At 69.1% G+C, this 10,140-nt stretch carries 9 protein-coding genes and 1 tRNA gene; 9 read left to right on the top strand and 1 reads right to left on the bottom strand.

Features of this window, described 5'->3' with window-relative positions; genetic code table 11:
- The first annotated feature begins 281 nt into the window (after nt 1-281).
- Nucleotides 282-357 (top strand) — tRNA-Phe (locus tag M0P34_RS09695).
- Nucleotides 358-512: 155 nt separating this feature from the next.
- Complete coding sequence (locus M0P34_RS09690; protein WP_291498713.1) at nt 513-947, top strand: META domain-containing protein; 435 nt, start codon at nt 513-515, stop codon at nt 945-947.
- Between the two features lie 480 nt (nt 948-1,427).
- On the opposite strand, the gene M0P34_RS09685 is transcribed toward M0P34_RS09690, so the two are convergent.
- The gene (locus M0P34_RS09685) at nt 1,428-2,699 is read right to left on the bottom strand and encodes an ATP-binding protein (RefSeq protein ID WP_291498712.1); all 1,272 of its coding nucleotides are present in this window, start codon (nt 2,697-2,699) and stop codon (nt 1,428-1,430) included.
- A 491-nt stretch (nt 2,700-3,190) separates the two neighbouring features.
- Between M0P34_RS09685 and M0P34_RS09680 the strand changes: the two genes are divergently transcribed.
- The 7 genes from M0P34_RS09680 to M0P34_RS09650 all read left to right on the top strand — a co-directional run bounded on the left by M0P34_RS09680 (nt 3,191) and on the right by M0P34_RS09650 (nt 9,260).
- A complete protein-coding gene (locus M0P34_RS09680; protein ID WP_291498711.1) occupies nt 3,191-5,068 on the top strand; it encodes a proton-conducting transporter membrane subunit in 1,878 nt (625 codons plus the stop codon).
- Between the two features lie 2 nt (nt 5,069-5,070).
- A complete protein-coding gene (locus tag M0P34_RS09675; protein WP_291498714.1) occupies nt 5,071-5,922 on the top strand; it encodes a complex I subunit 1 family protein in 852 nt (283 codons plus the stop codon).
- 4 nt (nt 5,923-5,926) lie between these two features.
- A complete protein-coding gene (locus M0P34_RS09670; RefSeq protein WP_028587761.1) occupies nt 5,927-6,379 on the top strand; it encodes an NADH-quinone oxidoreductase subunit B family protein in 453 nt (150 codons plus the stop codon).
- Nucleotides 6,380-6,391: 12 nt separating this feature from the next.
- A complete protein-coding gene (locus tag M0P34_RS09665) occupies nt 6,392-6,757 on the top strand; it encodes an NADH-quinone oxidoreductase subunit C (protein ID WP_291498710.1) in 366 nt (121 codons plus the stop codon).
- A 9-nt stretch (nt 6,758-6,766) separates the two neighbouring features.
- Nucleotides 6,767-7,843: a nickel-dependent hydrogenase large subunit gene (locus M0P34_RS09660; protein WP_291498709.1), complete on the top strand. Its 1,077-nt coding sequence runs from the start codon at nt 6,767-6,769 to the stop codon at nt 7,841-7,843.
- 11 nt (nt 7,844-7,854) lie between these two features.
- Nucleotides 7,855-8,295, top strand: a complete 441-nt coding sequence (locus tag M0P34_RS09655; RefSeq protein ID WP_291498708.1) for a 4Fe-4S binding protein — start codon at nt 7,855-7,857, stop codon at nt 8,293-8,295.
- 350 nt (nt 8,296-8,645) lie between these two features.
- Entirely contained in the window at nt 8,646-9,260 is a 615-nt protein-coding gene (locus M0P34_RS09650; RefSeq protein ID WP_291498707.1) for a LemA family protein, read from the top strand.
- The last annotated feature ends 880 nt before the right edge of the window (nt 9,261-10,140 follow it).

Here is a 10,140-nt window from a genome sequence, read left to right as displayed (position 1 = left end):
CTAGCCCGGCGCCGGGCGGGAAGCCCGGAGACGCTGCGCGCGCCTCCGGGCGGACCGGCCTCCGGCGGCCCAAGGGGCACGCCCCTTGGGAATCCCGCATTGGGCGGGCGCGCCCGCCCCGAATGGGATTCTTAAGGGCGGCAGCCCTTAAGCCGCCGGAGGCCGATGAATCCCCGGGAGCGCGCACCGTCCCCGGGCCACCGCCCCTCCCCGGCGGCCGATGCGGGAAAAAGTCCTTGCATCGTTCGGCGAGTTTGGCTAATAGCCATTGCTCGCCGGTTGCCACGGTAGCTCAGTTGGTAGAGCAGGGGACTGAAAATCCCCGTGTCCGCAGTTCGACTCTGTGCCGTGGCACCACTTATTTCAAGGGGTTACGCCTAAAAAGCGTGACCCCTTTTTCTTTTGCGCGTTGCGCCCGGTTCGGCGGGCGGCCCGGGGTTTGCCGGGCCGGGCCTTTCGGGGTATTGGAACAAAAGCCGGGGCCCGGTGAAGTCGGCCCCAAGGAGCGGCGGATGAAATACCTGATGTGCGTGTTGGTGGCGGCGGTGCTGTTCGGCTGCGCGGGCAGGGGCGGGCAGGGCGAGGCCGCTCCGCCGCTGGAGGGAACATCCTGGGAGCTCCGGGCGATCCTGCCTGCGCGGGGGGCGGGGGAGGCCATGCGCCCGGCCGACCCGCGGCTGTACACCGTGTTTTTCGGGGCGGACGGCCACGCGGCCCTGCGGGTGGACTGCAACCGCGCCACGGGCACCTGGACGGCCACGCCCGACGGGGGGTTGCAATTCGGCATGCTCGCCTCGACCCGGGCCCTCTGCCCGCCCCAGTCCGAAGGGGAGCGCGTCCTGCGCGACCTTGCGCGTGTGCGCTCCTATGGCATCCGCGACGGGGTGCTGGTCATGCCCTTGCCGCAAGATGGCGAAATCTATGAATGGACACCCGCGCAGCCATAGGCCCGCACCGGGGAGGGCCGGGACGGCAGCCTGGAGGGGCCGGAAAATACGGGTTTTCCCCCATAGGCAAGGCGAATAGCACTGCGTATATATCAAATCAGCGAAGGTGTTGAGGGGGGGAGTGGACTCCGGCAGGTCCGCTCCGCAAAGAAAACGCCTCGCAGTCCCTTGGGCCGGGCCGCTCGCGGCCCCCTGCGAACCCGGTGCAGCGGGGCAGGCTGTGGGCCCGCCCGAGGGCAGCGCGCCCGGTGGATGTTCCACCGGGCGCTCTTTTTTGCTTGCGCGCCAGGGGCAGGCCCGGAGCGGCTCCGGGGCTGCGCGCTGCGGGGCTGGGCGGAGGCAAAGGGCGGCGGCCCGGGCGCCTCCGGCGGGAGGCGGACGCGGGCCGACGGTCAGGACACGGGGCGCGGGGCGCGGCGGGTCCGGGAGGTTTTCCGGCGCCACGCCCGCCGCTGCCTGGGCGCGGGGCGCGGCGGCGGCCTACAGGGGCAGGCGGATGATGAAGCGGCTGCCCCGGCCGGGCTGGGAGTCCACGACGAACTCGCCGCCGTGGTTGGTGGTCACGATGAAATAGGAGACCGAAAGCCCGAGGCCGGTGCCCTGGCCGACCTCCTTGGTGGTGAAGAACGGGTCGAACACGCGCCTGCGGGTCTCCTCGTCCATGCCCGGGCCGTTGTCGGCCACCTCCAGGACGGCGAAACGGCCCTCGACGCGGGTGCGAAAGACCAGCCGGGGCTCCGGGACGCCCGCCTCGTTCATGGCCTCCACGGCGTTCTTGACCAGGTTGAACACCACCTGCTCGATCTCGGTGCGGCTCATGAGCACCTCGGGCACGTCCGGGGCGAAGCGGCGCTCCACGGCCGGGCGGCGGATCCCGGCCTGGCGGTCGAGCCCGAAGTCGCGGGAGGCCAGGGCCAGGGCCTCGTCCACCACCCGCGCCAGGGAGTACGGCGCGCGGCGGGTTTCGCCGCCCCGGCTGAAATCGAGCATGTGGCGCACGATGGCCGCCGCGCGGCTCCCCGAGTCGCGGATGCCGTCGAGGAAGCGCAGGATGCCCCGGCGCCGGGCGTAGTCGCGGACGGCCTCGACGGTGCAGCCCGCCTCGCGCGCGGCCTGCCTGTTCTCGGGCCGGTCGGGTTCCAGGCGGCGCTGGATGTTCTGCGCGCCCTGGAGGATGCCGCCCAGGGGATTGTTGATCTCGTGGGCCATGCCCGCCGCCAGCCCCCCGAGGGAAACCATCTTTTCGGTCTGCACGATGAGCCGGTCCAGGCGCACGCGGTCGGTCACGTCGTCCAGGCGGACCACGGCGCTGCGCCCGGCCTCGATGGGCGACACAATGATGTCGTAGTAGCGCGGCCCGGGGGCGGCCCCGGGAGTCTCCGGTTCCGCCTCGGCGGCGTGGCGTTCGAGGGCCCGGCCCTGGGCCACGGCCAGGGCCGCCCCGGCCAGCGGGGCGCGCAGCGCGGGGAAGGCGTCGCCCAGCAGCCGCCCCTCCAGCTCCCCGCGCGACAGCCCGGCCAGGGCTGCGGCGGCGCGGTTGGCCCGGGTCACCCGCAGGGTGGCATCCACGCCCAGGATGGCCGACGGCATGGCGTCGAGCACGCTGACCAGGTAGCCGTGCATGCGGTCCAGCTCTTCCAGGCGCTGGCGCAGCTCGGGATAGTAGCTTTTCCGGATCGAGCCCGCGCCCAGGCCGATGAGCCTGTCGCGCACCGTTCCCGGAGCGCCGTCCTGTTCGTCGTGGCTTCCCATGCCGCGCAGCATAGCGCAACGTCCGGGGTTTTTCATCTTCTTTCAGGCCCTTTGCCGGAACGATTTCCTACCGCGGCACCGCCAAAAGCCCCCGGCGCCGCTGTTTTTTCGCGCACCGCTCTTGTTTGTTCACACAAACAGAATATACTGAAAATAAAAACGTATCTATTTTCTGCGCACTTCGGGCGCCGCCCACGCCCCTGTTCCCTGCACGCGGCGCCCCGGTTATGCCGCATTAATACAATATGTTATGCATCGCTGGCCCCTGCGGCCCCACGGCGTGGGCCCGACACGCGGCGCGGCCGCGGCCGCGCCGGACGCCCGGCGGGCGCCCTTGCGGGGCAGATGCCCCGAACATGTTGACCTGATGGGGTTTCTTTCCTACACAGGCCATTCCCTCCAAGGGCGGGAATCCTTGGGAGGGAGCGCCCCGCCTCCGCTGCGGGGCGCCGTGTGTGTTGTTTGGCGGCAATCTTTGCGAAGGGGTTACCATGTCCACACAGATCATACTTCTTGTGCTCCTGCCGTTCGCGGCCGGGCTCGCGTGCTACCTGTTGCGCGCGGCCTTTCTGCGGTCGCTGGTCGTGCTGGCCACGGCCGCGATCCTCACCGCCGCGTCGGTGGCGCTCCTGTCGGCGGGGCCCATTTCCTACTCCCCGGGTCCCTTTCTGGGCCTGGGCTGGGGCCTGATCGTCTCGGTCCTGGATTTCGCCCTGCTCGGCGTGATCCTGTTCTACGGTTTCAAACACGGCAACCTGCTCATCAAAATCTTCAGCGTCCTGCAGATGCTCGGCCTGCTGATCCTCGAGCTGTTCTGGGTCGACCATTCGGCCCAGGTGCCCGCGTTCCATGTGGACCAGCTCTCGGCGGTCATGGTGCTGATCATCTCCATCGTCGGCTCGCTCATCTGCGTGTTCGCCCTGCCGTACATGAAGGAGCACGAGGAGCACCTGCACCTTGAGGCATCTCGCCAGCCGCGCTTTTTCCTGTTCCTGGTGCTCTTCCTGGGCGCCATGAACGGGCTGGTCATGGCCAACAACATCCTGTGGCTGTATTTCTTCTTCGAGAGCACCACCCTGTGCTCGTTCATGCTCATCGGCCACGACGGCACCGAAATCGCCGTGAAGAACGCCGTGCGCGCCCTGTGGATGAACTCCGCGGGCGGGCTGGCCTTCGTGCTGGGCATGATGTTCACCTACGCCAGCGTCGGCAGCCTGGACATCCAGGTCATCCTGGCCTCGGGCGGCGCGGGCGCCGGGCTGCTGGTGGGCATGGGCCTCATCTGCCTCGCGGGCTTCACCAAGGCCGCCCAGGTGCCCTTCCAGAGCTGGCTGCTGGGCGCCATGGTCGCGCCGACCCCGGTCTCGGCCCTGCTGCACTCGAGCACCATGGTCAAGGCGGGCGTGTATGTGGTCCTGCGCATGGCCCCGGCCTACGCGGGCAGCTTCGTGTCCGACGGCGTGGCCCTGTGCGGGGCCTTCACGTTCCTGGCCTGCGCGGCCCTGGCCATCGGCCAGTCCAACGGCAAGAAGATCCTGGCCTACTCGACCATCTCCAACCTGGGGCTGATCATCGCCTGCGCGGGCATCAACACCCCCGCGGCCACGGCGGCGGCCATTTTCCTGATCATCTTCCACGCCGTGTCCAAGGCCCTGCTCTTCCTGTGCGTTGGCACCATCGAGCAACGCATCGGCTCGCGCGACATCGAGGACATGCGCGGCCTGTACCTGCGCATGCCCCAGACCGCCTGGATCACCATCACCGGCATCCTGACCATGCTCCTGCCGCCCTTTGGGGTGCTCATGGCCAAGTGGCTGGCCATCGAGTCGGCCTCGGGCCAGCTGGTGGTGGTGACCATGATGGCCCTGGCCAGCGCGCTGACCGTGGTCTACTGGGCGCGCTGGGCGGGCACCCTGCTGGCCGCCCCCGGCGGCGGGCGCCCCGCGCCCGAGGGCCTGCCCGCGCTGATCCGCGTGCCGCTGCTGGCCCTGGTGGCCGGGGCGGTGCTGCTGTCCGTGGCCGCGCCCCAGGTGTACGACGCGGTGGTCGCCCCCATGCTGCCCGCCATGCCGAGCCCCATCGAAGCCTTCTACCTCTATCCGCTCTTCGCGGTGCTGGGCGCCGGGCTGCTCCTGGCCCTGCGCGCGGCCCGGCGCTCGCGCGCCACGGCCTACAGCGCGCCCTACATGTCCGGGGCGAACATCGACATGAACCCCGACGGAACCTGGAACGGCCCCATGAACCAGCCGGTCGGCGCCGTGGCGGGCAACTACTACCTGCCCGGGCTGTTCGGTGAAGAGCGGCTGACGACCTTCGTCAACGTGGCCGCGGCGGCGCTCATCGTGCTCATGATCGGAGGTGCCCTGTAATGATCACCACCATTTTGCTGATCCTCGTCGGGCTCGTCCTGGCTCCGCTGGCGGGCGGCCTTCTGGCCGGCATCGACCGCAGGCTCACGGCCTGGTTCCAGTCGCGCCAGGGCCCGCCGATCATGCAGGCCTTCTATGACGTGGCCAAGCTCTTCGGCAAGCAGCCCATGGCCTCCAACCCCTGGCTGGTGCTGTGCGCCTGGGTCTACCTTGTGGCCGCCGCCCTGTCGTGCGTGCTGTTCTTCCTGCAGGGCGACCTGCTGCTCATCTTCTTCGTCCAGGCCATCGGCGCGGTGTTCCTGGTCATGGGCGCCATGAGCGTGCCCTCGCCCTACAGCCAGGTGGGCGCCCAGCGCGAGCTGATCCAGGTGCTGACCTACGAGCCCCTGCTGATCCTGGTCTTCGTCAGCCTCTACCTGGCCACGGGCAGCTTCCAGGTCAGCGACATCCTGGCCCACGAGACCCCGCTGCTCCTCCAGCTCCCGCTGATGTTCATCGTGCTGGGCTACGCCCTGACCATCAAGCTGCGCAAGTCGCCCTTCGACTTCTCCACCTCGCACCACGGGCACCAGGAGCTGGTCAAGGGCGTGCTCACGGAGTACTCGGGCCCCTACCTCGGCATCATCGAGATCGCCCACTGGTACGAGACCGTGCTGGTGCTTGGCGTGTGCGCCCTGTTCTGGTCCACCAACGTGCTGATGATGACCCTGCTCCTGGCCGTGACCTACATGGCCGAGATAATCATCGACAACACAATGGCCCGCATGACCTGGCGCTGGATGCTCAAGTATGTCTGGTGCATCGGCCTGGGCCTCTCCGTCGTGAACCTCATCTGGCTGTACGCCAAGATATAGCGCCATGATAAAGTCATTCATCAAGAAATCGCGCGTCAAGTCGCCCTGGATCATGCACTTCGACTGCGGGAGCTGCAACGGCTGCGACATCGAGGTGCTGGCCTGCCTGACCCCCATGTACGACGTGGAGCGCTTCGGCATCGTCAACGTCGGCAACCCCAAGCACGCCGACATCCTGCTCGTCACCGGCACCGTGAACCACCGCAACAAGAAGGTCCTGAAGAACCTCTACGACCAGATGCCCGAGCCCAAGGCCGTCATCGCCATCGGCGCCTGCGGCACCTCGGGCGGCGTGTTCCGCGAGGCCTACAACGTGGTCGGCGGCGTGGACAAGGTCATCCCCGTGGACGTGTATGTGCCCGGCTGCCCGGCCAAGCCCGAGGCCATCATCGACGGCGTGGTCCTGGGGCTGCAGAAGTTCGCCGAGAAGGTCGAAGCCGCCGAGCAGGGCGCATAGGGAGCAACGCACATGATCGAGAACATCACCGAGGTCACCCAGGCAACCGTCGCCAGCGAGGTCCTGCGGCTGAAGAACGCGGGCTACCGCCTGGTGACCATGACCTGCACCGAGATCGACGAAAACGACCTGGACATCCTCTACCACTTCGACAAGGACCTGGAGCTGGTCCATCTGCGCATGCGCCAGCCCAAGGACCGGCCCGTGCCCAGCATCTCCGGCATCCTCTTCGCCGCCCTGCTGGTGGAAAACGAGCTGCGCGACCAGTTCGGCGTCTCGTTCGACGGCCTGATCCTGGACTTCAACCGCACCCTGTACCTGGATGCGGAGGTCACCGAAGTCCCCCTCGTCTCCAACGTCAAGATCACCAAGCAGTAAGGATACGCCATGGCCAGAACCATAATTCCCTTCGGCCCCCAGCACCCGGTGCTCCCCGAGCCGGTACACCTGAAGCTGGTGGTCGAGGACGAAATCGTCAAGGAAGCCGTCCCCGCCCTGGGCTATGTCCACCGGGGCCTGGAAAAGCTCGTCCAGATCCGCGACTACCACCAGATGATCCAGATCGTGGAGCGCGTGTGCGGCATCTGCTCGTGCATCCACGCCAAGGCATACTGCCAGGGCATCGAAACCCTCATGGGCGTCGAAGTGCCCGACCGGGGCCGCTTCCTGCGCGTCATCTGGGGCGAGCTGCACCGCGTGCACAGCCACCTGCTCTGGCTTGGCCTGTTCGCCGACGCCTTCGGCTTCGAAAGCGTCTTCCAGCAGTTCTGGAAGGTCCGCGAAAAGATCATGGACATGATGGAGGCCACGGCGGGCAACCGCGTGATCATTTCCGTCAACGTCGTGGGCGGCACCCGCTACGACCTGTCCCCCGAGCAGCTGCGCTGGATCCTGGAGGGCCTGGTCGAGGTCGAGCAGGGCGTCAAGGCGCTGCAAAAGACCATGCTCGAAGACTACACCGTCAAGGCGCGCACCGTGGGCGTGGGCGTGCTGACCCGCGAGCAGGCCCTGGAGCTGGGCGCGGCCGGTCCGACCCTGCGCGGCTCCGGCGTCGCCCAGGACATGCGCCAGCTCGGCTACTCCGCCTACAGCGACCTGGACTTCGAACCCGTGGTGGAAACCGGGGGCGACTCCTACTCCCGCAGCACCGTGCGCTTCCGCGAGGTGCTGCAATCCATCGACCTGGTGCGCCAGGCCATCGCGCGGCTGCCCGAGGGCGACACCCGCGTGCCCGTCAAGGGCAACCCCGAGGGCGAGGTCGTCGTGCGCGTGGAACAGCCGCGCGGCGAGCTGCTCTATTACATCAAGGCCAACGGCACCAAGTTCCTCGACCGCTGCCGCATCCGCACGCCCACCTTCGCCAACGTGCCCCCGCTGCTGGCCATGGTCGGCGGGCTGGAGCTGGCCGACGTGCCCGTCGTGGTCCTGTCCATCGACCCGTGCATCTCCTGCACGGAACGCTAAGGGAGGCCGCCATGTTGTTCATGACCCAGAACATCCTCAAGAACTTCGTGAGGCCCAAGGCCACCCGGGCCTATCCCTTCGTCGTGCGCGAGCCCTTCGAGAACTTCCGGGGCGAACTCGTCAACGACATGGACAAGTGCATCTTCTGCAGCATGTGCGCCAAGAAGTGCCCATCCCAGTGCATCACCGTGGACCGCACCACCGGCACCTGGGACTGCGACCCCTACGCCTGCGTCTACTGCTCGGTCTGCGTGGACAGTTGCCCGGTCAACAGCCTGAGCATGAAGAACCAGCACCGCAAGCCCGCGGTGGTCAAGGAACCCCTGCTGCTCAAGGGCACGCCGCCCCAGCCCAAGAAGAAGACCGGCGCCAGGGCCAAGGCTTCCGGCTCCGAAACGCCCCCGGCGGACCGGACGGCCCCCGGAGGCGACGACACGCCCAAGGCCGAATAGCCCCGGCCCCGGCCCCCCAGACCCCCCAAAGGCCCTCCCCGGAGGGCCTTTTCTTCTGCCCGGGAAGCCGCGCGGGGCAAAGGGGACGGCAAGGCCGCGGGGGAACGCCGGGGCGGCCAGGGGCCGCCCCGGCTCCCGGAGCTCCCGGGGGCGGGTGGCCCCGGCGCGGGGTCCGCTCCCGGCCGGGAACAGCCAGGCGGGCGCCCCGGGCGGGCGCTTCCGGGAGCCCCTCCGGAGGCGGGGCGAAGGCACCCATCCCGGCGGCGCGCCTTGCCGCGCTGCGGAGGTTGTTCTATAGTGGCGGCACTCCGCGCCCCGGGCCGCCCCCGGAGGCCGGGGAAGGGGGGATCATGAGCGCGCTTTTCGCCTTCGCCGCCGCACTGCTGGGCATCGGCCTGTGCGCGGCCCTGATCCGCGGACGGCTGGCGGCCCTGCGCAGGCAGTGCCTGGAGGCCCTGGCCCGCACCGACGCGGCCCTGCGCAGGCGCCACGACATCGTGGCGACCCTGGGCGAGGCGGCCCGCCAGCATCTGCCCCAGGGGCCCCAGGCCGACGAGACCCTGGCGGAGCTGTCCGGCGCCCGGACGGCGGCCTCCGCAGCCGCGCGGGCCGCAGGGCACGGCGAGCCCCTGGCCCTGCGCGAGCTGGTGCGTGCCGAGGAACGCCTGGACATCCTGCTGACCCGCCTGCGGGCCCTGGCCCGGCCCGAACCGGACCAGACTCCCCCGGCCAACCTGGGAGGCCTGTTCCTGGAACTGGACGACGCCGCGCACCAGGTGGCCCTGGCGCGGCTGGCATACAACGAGGCCGCCCGCGCCTACAACGCCTGCCGCCACGGCTTCCCCGCCGTGCTGCTGGCCGGGGCCTTCGGTTACGAAGACGCCCCGGCCCTGGAGTTCGGCGGCACGCTGTTCCACGCGCCCAAGGGCCCCTGCCGCTCCGGCGGCTGCCGCGCCCAGCCGTGAGGCTGGGGGAGATTTCCGCCCGGCCCTGAGCGGTCCGGCCGGGCGTGCGCCAACGCAATTGCCGGGTTGGCCCGGGGGATGCCCCCCCGGCCAACCCTGTGGCCCGGCCCCGGGCCCGGCGGGACGCCGGGCCGCCGACGACCTGCGCGACCCCGGCCAGCCCCGGTGCCGCCGCCAGGAGCCCGCCCCCGCCGGGAGACAGCGCGCCCGCACGGGAGCCCCAGGGCCGGGAGCCTGGCCCGCCGGGCGGGCAACAGCCCACCCAAGGCGGGCCGCGGCCTTGGCCGCCGCGCCCCACGGGCCTGCGCCCCCCCCGCAGAATGGGCCCGCAGGCCCGGCAGCGTCGCCGACGGCCCGGGCCGGACCTGCCAACGCCCCGGCAGAACCAGCCCGCAGCCCCAGGCCGCCCGGGCGGCCCAGCTCCGGGGCCGCTGCCCCAGGCCGCTCCTCAAGGGCTATTTATGCATTTTTGTCTAAAGCGACAAAAATCGCCCTCTCAACAGGACGCTTTGTTGGCTGTTTTTTACAAATCTGTCTTTTTATGGTTTCCAGGTGTTTCTTTTTTTGTTAATTTTTCCCATCCAAAACACCGCCCGCTCCAGCCTCGGCCATTAAGCCCTTTAAATACAACGTATTATATTCTTGGCCCACTCCTTGCTCATCGGGGGGTGCGTCTGGGCGCCAGATGCACCACAACCGTTGTTGCCAGGAGGTTCCAGGAATGCTTATCACCCGCTCCCTTTTGAAAAGGCCGCTCTCCGGGCTGTACTTCGCCCTGGGGGCCCTCGCCGTGGCCGCCTCGTCACCCGCGTGCGCCCTGGCCCAGGACGCCCCCGAACTGCTGACCCAGGACAACGCCAACATCCTTTGGACCCTGGTG

Origin of the sequence: Desulfocurvus sp., assembly GCF_023230885.1 — a bacterium.
GTDB lineage: Bacteria > Desulfobacterota > Desulfovibrionia > Desulfovibrionales > Desulfovibrionaceae > Desulfocurvus.
Note: the sequence above shows the minus strand (reverse complement) of the source record. Positions and strands in the feature narration are given on the sequence as shown.